Source organism: Deltaproteobacteria bacterium HGW-Deltaproteobacteria-6 (assembly GCA_002840435.1).
GTDB lineage: Bacteria > Desulfobacterota > Syntrophia > Syntrophales > Smithellaceae > UBA8904.
Genome location: PHAT01000002.1, coordinates 519,910 through 540,596, shown reverse-complemented (window position 1 = coordinate 540,596; position 20,687 = coordinate 519,910). Strand labels below are relative to the sequence as shown.

General features: G+C 47.2%; 19 protein-coding genes, 1 tRNA gene and 1 pseudogene. 11 read left to right on the top strand and 10 right to left on the bottom strand.

Going from position 1 to position 20,687, the window contains the following annotated elements; all coding sequences use genetic code 11:
• Both CVU71_06860 and CVU71_06855 read right to left on the bottom strand, forming a co-directional pair.
• The coding region (locus CVU71_06860; protein PKN20071.1) for a hypothetical protein at nucleotides 1–2,392 on the bottom strand (2,392 nt) is incomplete at its 3' end.
• On the bottom strand, nucleotides 2,389–3,309 hold the full coding sequence (locus tag CVU71_06855) for a hypothetical protein (protein ID PKN20070.1): 921 nt from the start codon (nucleotides 3,307–3,309) through the stop codon (nucleotides 2,389–2,391). The genes CVU71_06860 and CVU71_06855, both read right to left, overlap by 4 nt.
• 1,212 nt (nucleotides 3,310–4,521) lie before the next feature.
• Between CVU71_06855 and CVU71_06850 the strand changes: the two genes are divergently transcribed.
• The 6 genes from CVU71_06850 (at nucleotide 4,522) to CVU71_06825 (ending at nucleotide 8,498) form a co-directional block, all read left to right on the top strand.
• On the top strand, nucleotides 4,522–4,794 hold the full coding sequence (locus CVU71_06850) for a DNA-binding protein (GenBank protein PKN20069.1): 273 nt from the start codon (nucleotides 4,522–4,524) through the stop codon (nucleotides 4,792–4,794).
• 105 nt (nucleotides 4,795–4,899) lie between these two features.
• On the top strand, nucleotides 4,900–5,892 hold the full coding sequence (trpS, locus tag CVU71_06845; GenBank protein PKN20068.1) for a tryptophan--tRNA ligase: 993 nt from the start codon (nucleotides 4,900–4,902) through the stop codon (nucleotides 5,890–5,892).
• Between the two features lie 9 nt (nucleotides 5,893–5,901).
• Nucleotides 5,902–6,645 (top strand): segregation/condensation protein A, encoded by a 744-nt coding sequence (locus CVU71_06840; GenBank protein PKN20067.1) that lies wholly within the window; start codon nucleotides 5,902–5,904, stop codon nucleotides 6,643–6,645.
• 1 nt (nucleotide 6,646) lies between these two features.
• Nucleotides 6,647–7,384: an SMC-Scp complex subunit ScpB gene (gene scpB, locus CVU71_06835; protein ID PKN20066.1), complete on the top strand. Its 738-nt coding sequence runs from the start codon at nucleotides 6,647–6,649 to the stop codon at nucleotides 7,382–7,384.
• Nucleotides 7,381–8,163 (top strand): pseudouridine synthase, encoded by a 783-nt coding sequence (locus CVU71_06830; GenBank protein PKN20065.1) that lies wholly within the window; start codon nucleotides 7,381–7,383, stop codon nucleotides 8,161–8,163. The genes scpB and CVU71_06830 overlap by 4 nt, the downstream gene beginning before the upstream one ends.
• A gap of 53 nt (nucleotides 8,164–8,216) precedes the next feature.
• On the top strand, nucleotides 8,217–8,498 hold the full coding sequence (locus tag CVU71_06825; GenBank protein ID PKN20064.1) for an integration host factor subunit beta: 282 nt from the start codon (nucleotides 8,217–8,219) through the stop codon (nucleotides 8,496–8,498).
• A 131-nt stretch (nucleotides 8,499–8,629) separates the two neighbouring features.
• On the opposite strand, the gene CVU71_06820 is transcribed toward CVU71_06825, so the two are convergent.
• The 6 genes from CVU71_06820 to CVU71_06795 form a co-directional block, all read right to left on the bottom strand.
• Nucleotides 8,630–9,223, bottom strand: coding sequence for a superoxide dismutase [Fe] (locus tag CVU71_06820; protein ID PKN20063.1), 594 nt, complete (start codon nucleotides 9,221–9,223; stop codon nucleotides 8,630–8,632).
• Between the two features lie 64 nt (nucleotides 9,224–9,287).
• On the bottom strand, nucleotides 9,288–10,232 hold the full coding sequence (locus tag CVU71_06815; GenBank protein PKN20062.1) for a hypothetical protein: 945 nt from the start codon (nucleotides 10,230–10,232) through the stop codon (nucleotides 9,288–9,290).
• A gap of 6 nt (nucleotides 10,233–10,238) precedes the next feature.
• A complete protein-coding gene (locus tag CVU71_06810; GenBank protein PKN20061.1) occupies nucleotides 10,239–11,066 on the bottom strand; it encodes an ABC transporter in 828 nt (275 codons plus the stop codon).
• A complete protein-coding gene (locus CVU71_06805; GenBank protein ID PKN20060.1) occupies nucleotides 11,066–11,803 on the bottom strand; it encodes an ABC transporter ATP-binding protein in 738 nt (245 codons plus the stop codon). Before CVU71_06805 ends, CVU71_06810 begins: the two co-directional genes overlap by 1 nt.
• Nucleotides 11,794–12,765 carry a zinc-binding protein gene (locus tag CVU71_06800; GenBank protein PKN20059.1) on the bottom strand — a complete coding sequence of 324 codons (972 nt, stop codon included), beginning with the start codon at nucleotides 12,763–12,765 and terminating at the stop codon, nucleotides 11,794–11,796. Before CVU71_06800 ends, CVU71_06805 begins: the two co-directional genes overlap by 10 nt.
• Before the next feature lie 10 nt (nucleotides 12,766–12,775).
• Nucleotides 12,776–13,306 carry a hypothetical protein gene (locus CVU71_06795; GenBank protein PKN20058.1) on the bottom strand — a complete coding sequence of 177 codons (531 nt, stop codon included), beginning with the start codon at nucleotides 13,304–13,306 and terminating at the stop codon, nucleotides 12,776–12,778.
• 117 nt (nucleotides 13,307–13,423) lie between these two features.
• Here CVU71_06795 and CVU71_06790 point away from each other — a divergent pair, with 117 nt between their 5' ends.
• Nucleotides 13,424–13,960: a cation-binding protein gene (locus tag CVU71_06790; GenBank protein ID PKN20057.1), complete on the top strand. Its 537-nt coding sequence runs from the start codon at nucleotides 13,424–13,426 to the stop codon at nucleotides 13,958–13,960.
• A gap of 198 nt (nucleotides 13,961–14,158) precedes the next feature.
• Here CVU71_06790 and CVU71_06785 read toward each other — a convergent pair whose 3' ends face one another.
• The gene (locus CVU71_06785; protein PKN20056.1) at nucleotides 14,159–14,812 is read right to left on the bottom strand and encodes a hypothetical protein; all 654 of its coding nucleotides are present in this window, start codon (nucleotides 14,810–14,812) and stop codon (nucleotides 14,159–14,161) included.
• Between the two features lie 168 nt (nucleotides 14,813–14,980).
• Nucleotides 14,981–16,540, bottom strand: coding sequence for a hypothetical protein (locus CVU71_06780; GenBank protein PKN20055.1), 1,560 nt, complete (start codon nucleotides 16,538–16,540; stop codon nucleotides 14,981–14,983).
• A 334-nt stretch (nucleotides 16,541–16,874) separates the two neighbouring features.
• Here CVU71_06780 and CVU71_06775 point away from each other — a divergent pair, with 334 nt between their 5' ends.
• From CVU71_06775 to CVU71_06760, 4 genes and pseudogenes are all read left to right on the top strand, one after another.
• Nucleotides 16,875–18,428 carry a methylenetetrahydrofolate reductase gene (locus CVU71_06775; protein ID PKN20054.1) on the top strand — a complete coding sequence of 518 codons (1,554 nt, stop codon included), beginning with the start codon at nucleotides 16,875–16,877 and terminating at the stop codon, nucleotides 18,426–18,428.
• A 116-nt stretch (nucleotides 18,429–18,544) separates the two neighbouring features.
• Nucleotides 18,545–18,621 (top strand) — tRNA-Arg (locus tag CVU71_06770).
• Nucleotides 18,622–18,822: 201 nt separating this feature from the next.
• Nucleotides 18,823–19,603: pseudogene (locus CVU71_06765) on the top strand (3-hydroxy-5-phosphonooxypentane-2,4-dione thiolase).
• Entirely contained in the window at nucleotides 19,600–20,628 is a 1,029-nt protein-coding gene (locus tag CVU71_06760) for an alcohol dehydrogenase (protein PKN20053.1), read from the top strand. Before CVU71_06765 ends, CVU71_06760 begins: the two are co-directional and overlap by 4 nt.
• Nucleotides 20,629–20,687 lie beyond the last annotated feature (59 nt).

Here is a 20,687-nt window from a genome sequence, read left to right as displayed (position 1 = left end):
CTAAACCGCCAGTAAGCCAATCACCATTCCCTGTACCGCCCGATAAAATGTCATTCCCGCCATCACCATATAACGCGTCGGCACCAGCACCACCAGACAGAATATCATTACCACTTCCGCCGGTAAGGCTGTCGTTTCCTTCACCACCATATAAGGCATCATTGGCGCTATTAATAGTAAGCGCATCATTCCCGCTACCACCGGCAATAATATTTTTATCTAAAGAATCAAAAATAAAAGACACATCATCATCAGTCATACTGAGCATTTCTCTTTTGAAACTCTCATAATCCCAAGCAACGCTGTTTTCCGAGTTGAGTCCACCAAGTGACCGGACAAATTCCGCCAATGCAAATTTCCCTTCCGGCGGGTCTGCCAAAATACGCTGCTGAAAGTCCATGGCGACAGCACTTAGATCGCCTTTAATGCTCTGCGTGGTTTCATCCCAACTATAGGTGATTTCATCAAAAAAATCTTTGAGATGGGTTTGCATCATGAGCTCGCCGTAAAATATCCCAAATAATTTCTGATAGGCCTGATTTAAAAACGGTACAGCATTGGCATTCGGGTTTGCACCCGATGCACCGACAAAGTCCTGCCCGAGAATCTTTTCGAGTACGTTAAGCTTTCTGGCATCAAACAAACCGCCGCGGCTATTCGAATCAACGACGTCAGCGCCTGTCCACTTAAATAGTATCTGCTCGAATGTCGCGTTGCGGATATTTCCCGATGAAGAAATGATAGGTGTTGTGCCGCCTGCGGAAGTCAATACCTGTGCGTCCGTCTCTGCGATAAACTGTTCCACCAGCGCCTGTAAATCTCCGCTTACGTCTCTGACCATTGCTTGCTGCAAATCATAGACATTGCCATATCCCTGAAGATCAGGCAGTGCTGCAATGTCTGCAGGAACATCCAACCATTCTTCCGCAATAGTATAAACGGTATCCCGCTGAAGAAGAAAGCCGCCCATCTGCCCGGTCATGCTGTCGGACTTTTCAAATGTGCCGGCCTGTACCTGGGTGTTGCCCAGGCCGTCGGAGATATCCGTACTGGTGTAACCGGTATTGAGAGCAGTAATGCCCAATGCATCAAGTGTCTTCAGTTCCTCGGCTGTGGAGTAACCGTCGCCATCCCAATCCTGCCACATTTTCAACTGGGCAAACGCCGCATCGTTGGTATCGATCCTGCCGTCCGCATTGCTGTCGAGATCGGCCAAAGCCTGGAAACTGCCGGTTGCCATTTGACCATTTTGTAAAAGCGTCTGGTCGCCAAAAAGCTCACCGCCATTATTGATGATGCCGTCGCCGTTTATGTCTCTGACTAGCAGGCCATCATCACCGGAAACCCAACCTGTTCTCTCGGCAAAGCCGTTACCGCCATGATCAAAGTAAGCGCCATCTGTAAAAGCAGTGGTTTCAATCCCATCACCGTCCAGATCGATCATTAGCGGATCCAGTCGCGGTGGGGGTGCGTCAGAGGCGTCAGTGAGCCCTCGTCTTGCTTTTGTTAAATCTCCTGGGGAAATAATTCCCGCCTTTTTAAGAATGCCAACAAGCCCCCAATTATCTTTATTCTTTATGACTCGTTTATATACTTTCTCTGAAATTATACTTTTTATATTCTTAAGAAACTCTGTCAGTTCGTTCGTTATCGGCACATTATCAACTCCAACAGTTTCAATGATATTGCTGAATCGTCTTAACAGATCGCCGGCATTCGTCTGACCATAGACTGTCCCAAGTGAAAAATTGATAAGGTCTTCAACGCCAGGTTCTCCTGACATCTGAACAGTCTTCCCGATAATACCATTAAGATCTGGCAATTTCACCGCATCACCATCAAGATAGGTTACTAGACAATTGTTAACCTCTGTACCGAATTGAACTGCTACATCGGCTATAAAAAGCTTAACTATGTCATTGTTCTGGATGAATTTTTTATATTGGGGGGGGTCGACAGCAGCTATAACAGCATCAATTCTTTCAATTTTTTCATTGAGTGCGGCGGAATACGCATTGTTGATTTTATTTATCCCATAGGTACTGGAAAGGGCTTGATCAATAACATTCCGCTCATCCAGAGTTAGCTTTCCTTCTATGCCACTTTTCACAATTTTTCCGCTAATCGTCTCAACAATTGAAGTACTGATAATTTTATTACCATTTACGTCCGTTGCATTAGCAAGAATATCAATAAAAATATCACGCCCAGCGTCATTCTTCTTTAAATCCCACTGGACAGGACCAAAGCTGTATCCACTATTGCCCTTCTGAGCGTGACTAATCTCGTATGCTCCATAACCATTTTTCAATTCATTAGCCATATACATATCATTGAGTAATTTCTTAAGTCCTGTCAGATTATCTCCTCCTGTAAATCTTATTCTATTCATCTTCCACCATCCTTTCTAAAGTTCAGGATATAATTGTAAAGCGCATCATTGATAGTCTGGTCGTTATACTTTTCATCGTCGTTCAACTTGTCTTCGATCTTTTCTACAATTTCGCTGTCAATGAGAAATATTCTGCTATTCATTAAACCATTTTTTGTCTTGAGATCCTTGTCAAGACGTATAATGAAATTTCCCTCCATATCATAAAGCAAAAATGTATAATCCTGTAGCGGAACAAACATAGGGAAAACATCGACAACTCTTTTTGTTAAATATTTATTTTTTAAGGCATCATTTCGGTCATCAACCGGGTCATGGCGCAATTCCTTCCTCAGCGGTTTTACAGGCATGTAGATAATGTTCTTACGCCAGATTATATTGCCATCTTTATCTTCTTTCGTGATATAAGTTCTAAGTAGACGGTCTGCATCAGGTTTGCCATAATCTTTTGACACCCTTTTAATAATGCTTTTATCCTCAAAAATTATCTGCATCTCTCTAGAAATCCTCTCAAAACCTTTCCTATGTTGCCCCCAAAATCCATTGTATTCTTTTTCAGTAAAATCTTTTTTATGACCTGAAAAAAACTGGATCCCACTAAATTGAAAACTCCAAATATAATTGCTTCTAATTTTAGATATAATAGTCTTTTTGACATATGTGACAAATATATCTCCGTCATCCATTCGCGTCACACGTATATGAGAAAATCTGTCATTTTCAGCAGGCCAGGGGAATTCATATCCCCACACATCAGGATACGGTGGATACTTCACTTGCTGTGTTTTATCACCTTGAACATTTACCGGCTTCTCCGCCGCCAATGTGGATAAAGCTGTTAAAAACAGTGTCAGAATTACAATTGCTAAAATGCAAATACGGTTCAGATCATTATTTCTAAGACAATTATTCCTCACGCCACCCTCCTTAGAATATACTTTGCAAAGTCCTGCCCAAAAATACTTTCAAGTATGACAAGCTTTCGGGCATCAAACAAACCACCCAAGCTGCTCGGAAGTTCTAGGAAACACCCCCAAAATACAAAGTTACCCTTATTCCAATAACTGATAACCGTTTTCTTGTGCGATCAGCTTGTCCATTTCAGCGATGTATCCCATACTAGAAGCGCTTATCCCTATTCGTCAGGCTAACTCGGCATAGAAAACCCCAATGCGCTTGACTCCCATTAAGGCATATGGGGTCAAGCCGCATTTTGGCTCACATTAATAAAATAAGCAGCACACTGCTAATACTAAGCTTGCTGACGAATTCTATTCTCCCGTCTAAACAGTTCATAAGCATAAAGGCAGCTTAGACGTTTCGGTCGGAAAGTCTGTTAATGTTTTTAAAAAATATTTGAATCGATTTTTTGGAGATGGGATTTTATAATCTTGCAGTTTTTATTTGTCAACATCTTTTTATGAACTCACCAAAGATGTTGAAAATATATCATCTCAAGGAACGCAGATTCTGTGAGATCAGGGCATATCTGGCTTACTGACTTTTTTCTCTCTCCCGGATGAAACAGCGGGGATCTTCGGCCAGGTAGTCACCGCTGTATGCGTGGGCGCGGCCGCGGCAGCCGCCGCAAACGATTTTGTACTGGCACTCGCCGCAAAGCCTTTGAGCTTTTCTTCGCGCTTCCGCCCTTATTTCCAACCAGATTAATCAGGATCACGCTGCCGGTCATGTCACATCTATTGCAGCCGCATATGAGATGTGCGGATTACTAACATATGGCACAATGCTTGTCAAAGAGGACTGCTTTGATCAAAAGTCCGTCTTGAAATAATTTTCTGTCTACTGTTTTTTCGTGGCGGATGGCAGCGGTTCAGCGGCTGAAATCGCTTTCGCGCAGCTGACATGCGGTTACTTTTTTCTTGATTGTTGTTTTTTTTTGTGTTAGTCGTAGCGCGACTTTGAAGCACTGGTCGCTTCGTCAAACGAGTAAACAAGCAGGATCCAATAAATTGAATTGATGTATCGGGCGCTGGTTCTGAAAATCAGGTCCGTGACGGTTGTAAGAAAAACCAGATACAAGGTTATAAAATTGGAACTGGATCATGGCCGTTGCAGGTCGTAATGTTATCAAATAAACATCTAATTTCACAAAAGGGAGGGGCAAGAGAATGACGAAAGCAGAATTGATCGGAGTTATGGCGGATGAAGCAGGCATTACCAAAGCAGCAGCAGGAGTTGCGCTGGAAGCCTACATCGGAGCAGTCACCAAAGAACTTAAAAAGGCTGGCAAACTGGGTCTGGTGGGATTTGGAACGTTCTCCGTCGTCAAAAGAAAAGCAAGAACGGGCAGAAATCCTCAAACCGGCAAAGCGATCAAAATCGCCGCAAAGAAAGTCGTGAAATTCAAGGCTGGCAAGACTCTGGCCGACAAAGTGAAATAGTTATTTTTTAAGCTTTTATCTCAACTAGGGCCTCCGCATTATTTATTTGACAATCGGAGGCCTTAGTGTATTTATCCATCCATCAAATTGTAAGGAGTTTTTGTTTTGGCACTCAAAAGGATTCTCAGCGGGATGCGCCCCACCGGCCGTCTGCATTTGGGAAATTTACACGGGGCTTTGGGAAACTGGGTTGAACTGCAGAACAGCGGTAACTATGATTGCTTTTACTTCGTGGCGGACTGGCATGCGATCACCAGTGAATACGCGTCCACGGAATCGATCAAAGATAATGGCGTGAACATGGTCATTGACTGGCTGGCCGCCGGTCTTGACCCGGCTAAAAGTACGCTGTTTGTTCAATCGGCGGTGAAGGAACACGCCGAATTGTTTTTACTGCTTTCCATGATTACACCGCTGGCCTGGCTGCAGCGCAACCCCACGTATAAAGAAATGCAGGCGGAGCTGACCTCCAAAGACTTATCCACCTTCGGTTTCCTGGGCTATCCGGTCCTGCAGGCAGCCGATATTATCATGTACAAAGCCTACGGCGTGCCGGTCGGTGTTGACCAGTTGCCGCATGTTGAATTAACCCGCGAAATCGCCAGACGGTTTAATTTCATCTATCAAAAAGAAGTTTTCCCCGTTCCGGAACCGCTCCTGACCAGTGTACCGAAATTGCTGGGCATCGACGGCCGGAAAATGAGCAAATCCTACGATAATTCCATTTATATGTCCGACCGGGGCAAAGAGCTTTCCCAGAAGATCGCCTCCATGTTTACCGATCCGCAGCGGATGAGAAAAAAAGATCCGGGCAACCCCGATATCTGCAATGTCTTCACTTTTCATGGATTATACTCTTCCGGAGAAACCGTGTCTGAAATCAATAAAGCCTGCCGCGTTGCCGATATCGGCTGTATCGACTGCAAAAAAAAGCTGGCGGCGCGCATCGAAGAGGCACTGGCGCCTGTTCATGAACGCATGGATTATTATCTGAACCATTTACAGGAAATTCATGACATCATCGCGGACGGCAACAACCGGGCAACCCAAATAGCCCGCGAGACCATGGCAGAAGTTCGTGAAGCCATCAAAATTTAAAGATATTATATGACCGAAGAACAGACAACAGATTACGCAATCAAACTGGATATTTTTGAGGGTCCGCTGGATCTGCTGTTGTATCTGATCAAAAAAAATGAAATCGATATTTATAATATTCCGGTCGCTTTGATCACCCAGCAGTATCTTGAATATCTGAACATTATTAAATCGCTGAATCTGGACCTGGCGGGTGAATATCTGGTCATGGCTTCCACCCTGATTCATATCAAATCCCGCCTCTTGTTGCCTGTGCCGGAAGAACCAACCGCAGAAGATCTGGAAGACGATCCGCGCGCCGAACTGGTCCGCCAGCTGCTGGAATACCAGACGTTCAAGGAAGCCGCCACGGAGTTGTCACATCGACCGCTCCTGGAACGGGACGTGTTTAAACGGTCGGCTGCCCTGCCTGAGGAAACAAAAAAGGCAGCGGATGAAGATGAACTGATTGAAGTGAGTATTTTTGAATTGATTGAAGCTTTTCACCACCTTGTTTCACGCCTGGATAAAAAAGAGCTGCTGGAGATTGATCTGGAAAAGCTGTCGCTGACGGATATTATCAATGATGTCATGGAGCGCCTGACGCTCGAAAAAAATCTTACCTTTGAAGAATTGCTGGGAGAAAGAAAAGATCGCCGCCGGGTCGTTTACACATTTCTGGCCGTGCTCGAACTCATCAAGCTCAAGATGATCAAAGCTTATCAGACGGCGGCGTTCGGTGTCATTCGAATATTCCCGGCCGTGGAGTCTTAAAATGGAAAATATTTCGGCCATTATTGAAGCATTAATTCTGGCGTCCGAATCGCCGCTTCCGCTGGAAAAAATCTGCGCCGTCCTGGACGGCGTGGACAAAACAGAAGTTCAAGACGCGCTCGATCGGCTGATTGCCGGATATGAAGAACGCCAAAGCGGAATAAGCGTGCAGGAAGTTGCGGGCGGTTTTCAGTTCCGCACCCGAACGGAAATGTCTGTCTGGGTGAAAAAACTCAAAGGCACCAAACCCGCGACACTCTCTCCGGCGGCGCTGGAAACGCTGGCCATTGTGGCCTACCGGCAACCGATTGTGAAAGCGGAAATTGAAACGGTCCGCGGCGTCGATGCCAGCGCACCCCTCAGAGGCCTTCTGGAAAAGAAGTTAATTCGTATTGTGGGACGCAAAGACGTTCCGGGCAAACCCATTATTTACGGAACCACCAAAAAATTTCTGGAAGTATTCAACCTCAGGGAACTGGCGGACCTGCCGACCATGAGAGAGTTAAAAGAAATTACCGAACAGCAGGGAATCCTCGATCTGGAAACGGCCGAGGAACGTGCTGAGGAAAGTGCTGAAGAACGCGCCCTGGAAACGGCTGAGGAGCGTGCGGTAGAAACCATAGAGGAAACCATTGAGGAGCGCGCCGAAGAAAGTGCTGTGGAAAGCGTTCCCGTCCGGGAAACGCCGGAGCATGAATCTTTCACGCAGGAAACTCTCGAGGATGACATCAATTCATGAAAGAACGTCTGCAGAAAATTATCGCCGCCGCCGGCATTGACTCGCGCCGTCATGTCGAAGTATTGATCACCACAGGAAGGGTAAGCGTCAATGGAAAGGTGGTGACCGAACTGGGCGTGAAAGCCGATCCCCAACAGGACGTGATCCGGGTGGACGGCAATACCATTTCCTTTGAAAAAACTCTTTATTACATCGCTTTACATAAACCGGCGGAATATGTAACGACCATGTCCGATCCGCAAAACAGACCGACGGTTGTCGATCTCGTCCGGGATGTTCCGGAAAGGGTCTATCCTATCGGCAGACTGGATTACGAGTCGTCGGGATTGCTGCTTTTGACCAATGACGGGGATTTTGCCCAAAAAATACAGCATCCGCGTTTTCAGGTGCCCAAAACCTACCGGGTGAAGATCTCGGGACGCTTAAGCAGGGAAGAATTAAAACAAATCGCCAATGGTGTTAAATTGCCGGATGGGATATTCAAACCGGAAAATTTGAAGGTTGAGAAGATCAATGACAAAAGCACCTGGCTCAGCCTGATGCTTCGTGAAGGAAAAAACAGGGTCATTCGCAGAGGTTTTGAGGCTGCCGGTCATCAGGTGGCCCGTCTGGTGCGTGAATCCATCGGCAATATCACTTTGACGGGATTAAAGGAAGGCCATTGGCGGGATTTAACCAGCCGGGAAATCAATCAGTTGCTCCAGGAAACGGCGCAAAAAGCTAAAAATATTCTTGACAATCGTTTAAAAATAAATAATAGTCGCCAACGTGCAAGATGAGCAGCATCATAATATCAGGCGATTCGTGCTGTAAATAGTCTTAAGGAGGCTCTATGAACAAATCCGGTCTTATTGAAGCTTTGAGCAAGAAGCTAAATTTAACGGAAAAAAAAGCAATTGATGTTGTTAACCTTGTTTTCAAAGGTTTTACCGATGAACTAAAAAACGGCGGTCGCATCGAAATCAGGGGTTTCGGCAGCTTTGTCGTTAAAGAATATGGCTCCTACACGGGAAGAAATCCTAAAACCGGAACAAAAATTAAAGTTGAACCCAAAAAACTGCCCTTTTTCAAGGTAGGTAAAGAGCTTAAAGACAGAGTCGATAAGAAGAAATAGTAATCCTGCAAGTGTTTGTTATATATTGAAGAAGGGGACCTGGTATCAGGTCCCCTTCTTTTTATTTTTTCATCTTCCTTTCAATCAAACTGACCGTAGCGGTCAAGGCCGTAACTGCTGTTGCCCGGATTTCAACCCAGATTAGCATTAACAAAATCCCAGTTAATCAGGTTCTGAATGACCGCTGCGAGATAATCCGGTCTTCGATTCTGATAATCAAGATAATAAGCATGTTCCCAGACATCGATGGTGAGAAGAGCCTTCTGTCCGTGGGCAAGCGGTGTGTCAGCATTCGGCGTTTTGGTAATCTTCAAATCGCTGCCGTCCAGGACCAGCCATGCCCAACCGCTTCCGAACTGTGTGACACCGGCATTCTTCATTTCCTCGACAAATTTGTCGTAACTACCGAAAGTGGCATTAATTTTGGAAGCAATAGCTCCCGTGGGCGCCCCGCCTCCCTGCGGCTTCAGGCATTTCCAGTAGAACGAATGATTCCAGACCTGAGCGGCGTTGTTGAAGATACCCGCTTTGGCCGGATCTTTGGCGGCAATTTTAATAATTTCCTCAAGGGATTTGCCTTCCAAATCCGTTCCAGCAATCAATTTGTTTAAGTTATCCACATATGTTTTGTGATGTTTGCCATAATGAAAATCCAAGGTATTCGCGCTGATATAAGGGGCCAGCGCATCTTTCGCGTAAGGTAGTTCCGGTAAGTTTATCGCCATGCTTATTTCTCCTTTCCGTTAGTATTAGCAATTAGTATAGGCAGCCTATTTACTTTGTCAAATATCAGCTGGAAGGCGTCTGCTCCGATGCCGGCAATGAAGCAACGTTGCGCGCTCTGTATTTCAGCCAGATCATATTAATAAACATGACGACGGAAAAAATTAAAGCAGGCAAGGCGGCTTCATGGTTAAAAATATACAGAGCAATGCCGCCGGCCAGACCGTAATTTTTCATGGTTCCCAAAAGCAGCAGCGATGAAATGGTTGAATAAGAAACTTTATGAAACCTGCCGATCAGCATTAGAACAAACGTGATTAAAAAAACGACCGCAAACGCCAGAAGGAAAATTAAGAGGATTTCCAAAGGCCACTGCCTGATCATGAGGGCGTTACCGGCGGCCAGAGCATAAAATACAACAAAAAAGCAGCCGTCGGAGATGATTCCCTCATAACGATGAATCTTTGCCTCCCAATCCCGATCAACGGCAAGACGCGACAGGATGAGCGGCAGCAGGATTAACGCCACAAACAGAATAATGAGTTTGGTGTAGTGAATAGGTATATACTTGAGGAAAGCGACTCCAATCAGCGGCGTCAAAATGAGCGCACCGACATAAGACCCGGCAAAGCCAGCCAGCGTCAGCATCTTATCCCCTCCTGTTTTATCGCTCAAAGGAAGAATCGCCACAGCGGGAGGAACGGCAGCGATCAGAACAAGACCTGTCCAGAATTTTTCATCGCGGATCAGAAAGATGCTTCCAAGGATGATCAGGTTTCCCAAAACCAGATAATTCATCAGGTTGCCCAGGAGCGCCCCGGAAAGAAGTTCTCTGGGCTTTTTAAAAAAGCCGCCGGGAAAACGAAGCAAAGTTACCGTGAGCGTAATCATCAATGCCGGCAGGATCAGAATATCAGCCACGGGTCCGGCCTGAGGCAGATAAAGACCCATCACCATAGCGGCAATAAAAAGCAGATTGGGAACTGTCGCAATAATTTTAATGACCGACATCGTACTTCACCTCCGCAGGTGAGAGAGCCTTTTAGCCGCGAAAACCAGTAGGAGGAAACAGATATTAAACAGGACAATCATTGCGCCCGCCGGTAAATTCAGTAAAAAAGCAAAACCAATTCCGCAAACCACCGCCGCGATTGAAAAGCTGACCGCAGCAATCATCGTCGTCCGGAAACTGACGGACATCTGCAGCGCGGTGAGCGCTGGCAGAATCAGCAGGGCTGAAACCAGCATAATGCCGGCGACTTTCATGGCCAGAACGGCGGCAACGGCCGTCATCAGAAAGAGAATGACGTTAATTCTCCCGGTTTTGATGCCCATACTTTGAGCCAGTTCCTGATCGAAAGTCACCGCGAACAAATCGTCGTAGAAATAAATGACCACCGCCACGACAATCAGAAAAACGATGAAAGAAAGGAGCAGTTCCGTATTATTCACGGTTAGAATATTTCCAAAAAGATAACTGAACAAATCAACATTGAATCCTCCGGACAGGCTGGCCAGGACAATACCGGACGCAATTCCCAGCGAAGAAATAATGCCGATGGCCGCATCCGCATGAATCTTTCGTGAGGAAGTTAACTTGTAAATCGCCAGGGACGAAACCATCACCAGCGGCAGTGCCGCAAGAGTGACATAAAGGGGACTGATGCCGATTAAAAGCACAACGGCAACGCTGCCGAAGGTGGTATGGGCAAGGCCGTCGCCTATTAAAGAAAAACGGCGCAGAACAAGAAACATTCCCAGCATTGCTGAAACAGCGGCAATCAGCATGCCGGCAACCATCGCCCGTTGAACAAATCCATAACTCACGATATCCAGTAAATTCATCAGCCGCCCTCCCTTGTTTGATCATGTTGATGGCAGATGATGTGCTGACTTCTCGGGCCAAATAATCCGGTCATGTCTCCGGACGAGCAGAAATCTTTGAAAGTCCCCGAGAAGATCACTTTTTTATCCAGATAAAGAAGGTTTTGCGCGTATTGACCGATAATTCCGCTGTCGTGCGTGATCAGAATAATCGTCGTTCCCTCCCCCTGATTCAACATCTTCGTCAGCGAATAAAAAATTTCCCGGGTTTCAGGATCCAGCGCGGTAGTCGGCTCGTCAAAGATCAGCAATTCCGGCCGTCTCATCAGAGCCCTTGCCAGCATGGCACGCTGCTGTTCACCATAAGACAGTTCGCCGATCAAACGCGATGCGAGATGGCCGATTGCCATCATTTCCAGCGTGCGCCTCAAAGTGGCCGCATCTTTTTTGGGCAAACCCATTTGGACAATCTCTTCCACCGTGCCGGGAAAATGCGCGTTCAATGCGCTGAGCCGCTGCGGCAGATAGCCGATTTTTTCCCACTGCCGGAAAATATCGGGAGGTTTGCCGAACAGCTCGACTCTGCCCAGTTCAGGCTTTAAAATGCCCAAAATGCATTTAATCAATGTGCTTTTGCCCGAACCGTTAGGGCCCACAATGCCCAGATAGATCCCCTTTTCCACGAAAAAAGTGACGTCGCTGATCACATCCAGACCGTTATACCGGAATGTTAAATTATCTGCGCGAATTACGGGCATTGCATTCCCTTCTTGAGGTTCACCAGATTTCTTTCCATCAGCGTTATAAAGGATTCGCCGTCCTGAATATCTTTTTTACTGATGTCGTGCCCGTTGCTGAGTTTGAGCAGGCCTGCGCCTGTTTCCGACGCAATGGTTCTGGCCAGCTTGGGCGCGGTCAGATCTTCGTAATAAATGTATGCCAGTTTTTGTTCTTTGACCTGTTCGATCAATTCAACTATCTGCTGCGGCGAAGGCTCCGCATCCGCCGACATATTATAAGCTGATCTGTATTTTAAATTGTTCTTCTGAGCCAGATACGCAAAGGCCCAGTGTCCGGCATGCAGAATGGTTCTTGTTTTGCAGTTTGACAACTGAGCACGGTACCGGCTGTCCAGCTCCGTCAGCCTGCGCTTATAGTCTTCGGCATTCTTTTTATAGGTTTCGCTGTTTGCCGGATCTTTGTTGATGAATGCTGTTGTAATATTATCGATCATCTTCTGCGCGTTCGTGAAGTCCAGCCAGATGTGCGGATCAAATCTGGTCGCGTGTTCCATGTCGTTTTCCCGGCGGACGGGTTGATGATCGGCATAATGCCCCTGTGACACGGACAAAGGCAGCAATGCCGCACCCTGTCCGGTTTCAACAGCCAGCATATTTGTTTTTTCAGCGGCGGCATTGATCACTTTATACGCCCACTGTTCCATTTCAAAACTGGTAAAGAGAAAAATATCCGTTTTACTGACCCGCACGATATCATTCGGCTTCAGCTCATAATGATGCGCATCCGACGCAGGCGGAAGCAGCATCGTAACAGTAACCTTATCGCCACCGATGTTTCGCGCAAAATCGTACAGAGGAAAAATCGTGGCCATAACTTTCAGACGGGTATCACGCCCTCCTTGTTCCTCGGCCTGTTTACAGGAAACGATCAGGAAGAGTCCGATCAGTGTTAGTAAGAATATTTTTTTTGCGTCTATCATGATCGTTCCTTTAACCCGGCTGCGTTGATAATGTCATTGCGCCCCGGCAGTCTTTGCAAAACCCTGCCAGATTGATTTCGACATGCTCGGCATTCACGTTATCCAGAATTGCCAGAAATCTTCGCACCTGAGAAAAAGTCAGTGGGGTAAGACAACTGAGCGTGCCGCAATTTTTGCAACTGAAATGCGGGTGCAACGGATAATCGGAAGTTGCCATCTCGAAAAAGACGGCGCCGCCGGCGGCGGAAACATCCCGGACAATGCCCTTTTCTTTAAATAGAGACATAATCCGGTACACAGTCACCTTATTGATACGTGTTTTTGTCTCCAGTTTTTCGCGGATAACATTGATACTGAGCGGTTGATCGGCATCCTGCAGGATTTTCAGCACAGCCAGACGCTGCGTTGTCGCGGCAATTCCCGCCCGTTGAAGCGTTTCCATAACATGATGATTGATATTTTTTTTCATGATTTGTCTGTGTAGCAAAAATGCAACCAAGTTGCAACAGCTATAAATACCTGTAAAGGCATTGCCGGCCATATCTTTGCCGGTATTTAATTTTTGTCAATTACCCGCAGGCATGTTATAAAGAACAACAAAAAAGAAATATCTGAACCGTCACAAAAACAATTGCACTCTTGAAAGGAGGGCGACCGGATGAAACCGATTGGACCTTTAATGTGGGAACACCGTCTGATTGAAAAAATGCTGGGCACGATGATGCGTCATATGGATCAGGCGGAAGCAGATAAAAAAGTCAATCCCGTCATCATCGACACGGCGGTTGACTTCATTCGCACGTATGCGGACCGCACCCACCACGGGAAGGAAGAAGAAATTCTTTTTCGCGATCTGGCCAAAAAAGAATTGACCACCGACCTCAAGAGAATCATGCAGGAACTGCTTGACGAACATGTATGGGGCAGAAAGACAACCGCTCAGATTGTCGCCGCCAAAGCAATGTATTTATCGGGCGATGAAGGAAAACTGACCGAAATCATTCGTCTGGCACGGGAATTGGGCAGTTTCTATCCCCGTCATATTGAGAAGGAGGATAAACATTTCTTTTATCCCTGCCAGGAATACTTTACGCAATCCGAACAGGAAAAAATGCTGGCTGAATTCTGGGAATTCGACCGCAAAATGATCCATGAAAAATATTCTAAAGTTTTTGATGAATACAACCGGCTGTAAATTGTTTTTATCGGTGAGTTCTCCCCGCTGTAAAGCTCACCGGCAGCCCGTGAGCATTGTCATATCGACCCAATGCGACAGCCCGGCGCATGCCGGGGAGATGCCTTTATTTTTCAGGACTTCTCCCGGAGTATGACCCCGCCGGGATGGGGGTTGAAGTAACATCAATATTCATTCTTCACTGAAACAGAGCCTTAATTAATATATCCAGCCCCAGAAACCGAACGCCAGGATATTCATCATCACCGGAACGGCGTAAATAATACCCACAGCCGTCAATTTAGCCTTCATCGTTTTGAGGCTGATGACTAAAATGGCAAAGCAGAAGAAGTGGAAATAACCGATCAGGAAAATCAGCCAGACGCCTTTAAAAGATAAATACCAGAAGGGATACTCCCAGATCAGATGTCCGCCGATATTCAATAAACATTCGATAAAAACGCAAAAAATGCTGTAGCCGATCGCCCAGAACCATTTTTCGGGCAACCCCAGAATTTTCTCTTTTTTACTCTCTGAAAGGGTATGATAGTAGATGATGCCCAGCAGTAAAAACATAAACATGATTTCGATGTTCCAGCCGACCATGGTGCGAAGCGCCGTATCGCCGGGCGCCGTCCAGAACGCGGAACGCTGGGTAATATTCAATACCCAGCCATTCCAGGTCTCGTTGAAGAAATCGACGCCGAAAATGGTCAACCCCGCTAAAACGGCATTCCAGTCTCCGGTTGTCTTCGCTTCTTTTATTTCACGGGTATAAATATAAAAAACAATCGCCAGAAGAGGAATCACATACCATTTAATCATGGAAAGGTCGCGCAAGCCGCATAAAGCCTGCTGGGTTGCTTCTGTCATGGTAACCTCCTTAAGAATGTCAAAGGTAAAAACATGGTCTCCAAATGAAGCTCCCGCCGCAGAAAGCGGGATCTTCGATGCATAAGGTGTGTTTCATTATCTTCGCCCGCTTGCCTTGCTGCAGGCAACGGAGTGTGCACGGGCTGAAGTATTCACATAACGTTATATCTATTGAGGGAGTTTTATTTTCTGTCCCAACAATAACGCATCGGAATCCGTCATATTGTTGATACGCCGCAGTTCATCAACCGTGATGGAGCTGCTTTTCGCCAGAGAAAACAGGGTATCGCCTTTTTTAACCTTATATTTTTTCAGAGGCCTTTTATCAGCGGTTTCCTGTTCGGCAGCCGGAACCAGAATCTTCCGGCCAACATAGAGAGGATCATTTATTTTCAAAGCATTCAACTTTAAAAGCGTCGCCAGATTCGTATCATACTGAGCGGCAATTGCGTTCAGGTTGTCGCCACGCTTAACCCGATAGGTCACCGTCTTCAACGGATTGTTGCGATTGTCGTTCGCGGGCTTTTTTAATGCCGGGGCGGTTTTGTCTTCTGTTTTACCTGCATCCGGGGCCGCTGCAACGGGAGGCGCACCGGCAAAGTAATTGGCGACGGACGACGCAACCACACCGGCGATTTTTTTCCGAAAGGCGCCTGTTTTCAAAAGACGCTCTTCCTGCAAATTGGAGATAAAGGCCGTTTCCAGAAGCACGGCGGGGGTATCCGGAAGTTTCAAAACACGAAATGGCGCCTCGTGAAAGATGGAATACTTCAGGCATTGCACACGGCCGAGTTGATCGATCAAATCGGCCGCATACGTCTTCGACAGATTAATCGTATTGGTCTGAAACATATTCAGAATAATCTCGTCGGATTGATTATTGCCTTCGCCGTTGGGAACACCGCCGATGATGTCGGACAGGTTTTCATTGTTGGCCAGTAATTTCGCCGCTTCATTGCTGGCTGCGCCCGTGGAAAGGCAATACACGGAGCTCCCCTTGGCCTGGCGGTTTCTGGCCGCATCCGCGTGCACGCTGATGAAGAGGCTCGCTCCGGTCTTTCTGGCCACGTTCAGACGATTGCTGAACGACACATAATAATCCCCGTCGCGCGTTAATACCGCACGGTATCCGGGCATTTTATCAATCGATTTTTTTATTTCGCGGCTGATGGCCAGCACGACGTTTTTTTCATACGTTCCCCTCTTACCCACGGCGCCGGGATCTTCACCGCCGTGACCCGGATCAATGACTATCACTCTTTTTTTCCGGGAGGGCGTTGTCCGCTCCGAAACAACCGTTTCCTTAACAACCTGTTCCACGATAATATCCACGACGACTCGGTCGGGCTTATCCATGAATTTTTTCAACTTAAAAACTTCCGCTTTTAAGTACTCATCAAGGAAAATTTCAATTTTACATTGATTGCCTTCCTCGGGTTTAAAGATGATCCTGCTGATACCGCGTTTACCGATCATTTTTTCAACAGGCAAAGATGAATGAAAAGTCGTATCGGAAAATGTCAGAGTAAGAATGTTTTCCGTAATTTTATACTGATAGTTCGGCGCAGCGCTGAGATCAATAACGATGCGCGTATGATCGGGCGCGCTCCAATGCCGGACATTGGTTATTTCAGTTGCGGCAACAAGCGGCGAGGACCATAATGCAGCAACAAGAATCGCCAGACCATATATTAATTTCCGTGTAATATTTTTCTTTTCCGGATGCATGCCATAAAATTAACAAATTTCCATACTAACTGCAAGAAAAGGATTATGGATAAGACTGAAGACTGAAGGCTTTTAGTATAAAACGGAGTTTGGGGTACGCCGAACATGGTGATCAGGATAAACAATCTAAAAAATTAACTATCACCTGCACCTTATAACCTTCAGCCTTCAGCCTCGTGCCCCCTGAAAGGGGGTCAATCTATTTACCTGTCCTGTGAAAAATAGTTGACAAGCTCTTTCGTAAATGCGATTTTCAACGCATCAATTTTGTTTAACCTGTAAAGAGTACCGCTTGCCCTGAAAGGGCATCAAGAGCAAATACTCGAGGATGATGATGCAAAGTAATCGTTTTAAAGAAGCTTTATTGAATCCCTCCGAATTCCCGGTCACCTGGGAACTGGTGCCGGGAAGAGGCGCGAAAGAAGCAGCTCAGGAAAAGGCGCTGGCACTGGCCGGACAGGCTGCGACCGGCGGTAAGATTCATGCCCTGACGCTGACGGATAATCCGGGCGGAACCCCGGCCATGTCCGCCGATTTCATGGGTTGCGAAATTCTAAAGCTGGGCATCGAACCTCTCGTTCATTTTACCTGCAAAGATAAAAACCGCAACCAGATGGAGAGCCAGCTTTATGCGCTGGACCGCGCAGGCATCAGAAATCTCCTGGTGATGAGCGGCGATTATCCCGCATCCGGTTTTCAGGGAAGACCCGCACCGGTCTTTGATCTGGATCCCATTCATACCCTGCAGCTGATATCAGACATGAACCGGGGACTGACATATCCGGGAATCAAAGGCAACATTATTCATCAGACCAGCGATTTTTTTCCAGGCGCGGTCGTTTCTCCGTTCAAAGCGACCGAAGCGGAGCAGATGGTCCAGTATTACAAATTGAAAAAGAAAATCGCCGCCGGCGCGCAATTCATCGTCACGCAGCTGGGATACGATGCCCGGAAATTTCATGAAGTGTTGCTCTTCATGAAACAAAATGGTTTTAATATTCCGCTGGTGGGAAACATTTATATTCTGCCTTTCGGCGCGGCCAAAATGATGAACCGCAACGACCTGCCGGGCAGCGTTGTCACGGATAAACTCCTCGCGGACATTGACCGCGAGCGCAACGACCCCGACAAGGGAGAAGGAGCAAGAATACTGCGCGCCGCCCGGATGTATGCCATCATGAAGGGAATGGGTTTCAGCGGCGTTCACATCGGCGGTCACAACATCAAATATGAACAGGTGGAAGCCATTATCCGTCAGGGGGAGGAACTTGCCCCCCGATGGACCGAACTGATCCGTTATTTTGATTATCCCATTCCCGACGGCTTCTACTACTTTGAGCGCGATCCGGATACGGGGCTGAACCGTGAGACAGCGACAACAAGACAGAACCGGCCGCTCGATGCCCGAATCGAATTTCCATATGGCTTTTCGCGCTTCTTCCATCAAGTGATGTATGAACCGGGAAAGAAACTTTACGGAGTAATGAAAAGTCTCTGCACAAAAGTGGAAGGGACAAAAATGGAAGGTTTTTTTCACAAGCTGGAACACTTGACCAAGGTCGCGCTTTTTGACTGTAAGGACTGCGGGGATTGCGCCCTGATCGATGCAGCCTATCTCTGCCCCATGTCGCAATGCCCGAAAAATCAGCGTAACGGCGCCTGCGGCGGGAGTTTCCGGGGATGGTGCGAGGTTTATCCCGGCAAGAGACAATGTATTTATGTCCGGGCCTATTCCCGGTTGAAGAAATACGCCGAAGAATCGCAGTTGGACAGGGACATTGTTCCGCCCTGCAACTGGGACCTTTACCAAACCTCATCCTGGATCAACTACTATCTGGGGAAAGACCATACCTCCAAAAGGCAAAATAGTCATCCGTCCGGCAAATAAGAAAAAGCGGCTTCACCAATGCCTGCCGGTTCGCATTCGTTTGATATCATTTTCTTTGCCGGGACCTTTTTTATTCATTGAAGATTATGACGGGATATAGTAGAAGCACCGGGCGTGGGCAATTAGCTCAGCTGGATAGAGCGCTGGCCTCCGAAGCCAAAGGCCGTGAGTTCGAATCTCACATTGCCCACCATACTTTTTCTTTTAAATTTCGATATCGACTTTTTTATCCCGATTTTCTGCTGCCTGCCCCCATACACCGAGATACCACTCATCAAGGCACAAACTGACGCCGATATTGAATAAAATACGAGGCTTTAATAAAAGTAAAACATATAATACGGAGAAATGCGTGACCCTGTAAGATCCGGACTGGGAAAGGAGAATACTTTAAATGGCGGACATGGACGGAATCAAAGAAGCTAAAACGTTTTATACCGATAAGCCCCAAAAAACGGAGGGGTTTTTCCTCAAAGGCTCAAACTCCATGGATTGGGGAATGAAAAACAGGCTGGCGCGGATATTTAATCCCTTCTCCGGCCGAACGGTTATGCTGGCCATCGATCACGGGTATTTTCAGGGACCCACCACGGGTCTGGAACGGGTGGACATCAATATCCTTCCTTTGGTGCCTTATTCTCAAGGAACTGTCCAATGAAGACATCGCCGTGGACATTGAAGAATCCATCCGTTTGAATGTCTGTGCCATGGCGGTCCAGGTGTTTATCGGCGGTGAATTTGAAAGACAGTCGATCATCAACATGACCAAAATGGTTGATCTCGGCAACCGCTACGGCATTCCGACGCTTGCGGTAACCGCGGTGGGCAAGGATATGGCGCGCGACGCCAAGTACTTCCGGCTGGCCTGCCGGATATGCGCGGAGCTTGGGGCCCACTATGTCAAAACCTATTATGTGGATGAAGACTTCGAGACCGTCACGGCATCCTGCCCGGTGCCGATCGTGATGGCGGGCGGCAAAAAAATCCCGGAACTTGAAGCCCTGACAATGGCCTATAACGCGGTCCAGCGGGGCGCCGCCGGCGTCGATATGGGACGCAACATTTTTCAGTCGGAAGCACCGGTGGCCATGATTAAGGCTGTGCGGGCCGTTGTCCACGACAACGAAACTCCGGCCGCAGCTTTTGATCTGTATAATACATTGAAGGACCAATGAAAGTTTCCTACTGGTATAACAACAAAGATATCCGGATCGAAGAAATAGCGACGCCTGCCCCTGGGCCGAAAGAAATGCTGGTCAAGGTCATGTCCTGCGGCATCTGCGGCAGCGACATCGTCGAATGGTACCGGCTCCCGCGCGCCCCGCTGGTACAGGGGCATGAGATAGGCGCGCAGGTTGTTGCGGCAGGTGATGCCGTAAAGAAATATCACCCGGGCGACCGGGTATTTATCGCCCCGAAAGTGCCCTGCGGGAAATGTTCTTATTGCCTGAACGGTCACTTCCCGCAATGCTCAGAGATTAAAGAACGGCTGCCTGGCGGTTTTGCCGAATACATCCTGGTTCCGGAGATTCTTGTCGAACACGGAACCTATCTTCTGCCTGAAAATATTACCTATGATCAGAGTACCTTTATTGAACCGCTGGCCTGCGTCGTTCGGGCGCAGCGGCTGGCCCGCGTGGAAAAGGGACAGTTGGTAATGATCATCGGGTGCGGAATGGCCGGACTGCTTCATGTGAAACTGGCCGGGTCAAAAGGATGTAAAGTCATAGCCGCCGATATCAACGAGACAAAACTGGCATACGCTTCGCAGATGGGGGCTGACGTCACCATCGACGCGACAAATAATTTTTCAGAACGGCTGATCGGGGAAAACGGCAAAAAGGCCGATGTCGTATTTTTATGCGCCGCGGCCGATGCAGCGATGGAGCAGGCATGGCAGTGCGTAGATAAGGGCGGAGTGATTGTGCTGTTTGCTGTTCCCGGACCGGACAAGAAGGTTGTCGTTCCTGTTAATGATTTCTGGATGAAAGAAATTACTATTCTGACGTCCTACTACTGCGGGCCTCCGGACATTACCGAAGCAATGAAGTTAATCGAATCCGGCGTTGTCACAGTGGATGATCTGGTCACGCACCGTCTCGGCTTAAACGATATTGCGAAAGGCTTTCAATTAGTATCGGAAGGAAAGGAATCCATCAAAGTCATCATTCAACCGAACGGCGTTACATCAGCTGAATGATAACCGGACAAATTGATTAATAATTTTGCCGTTACGGAACTTCTCCTCAGGTTTATCCT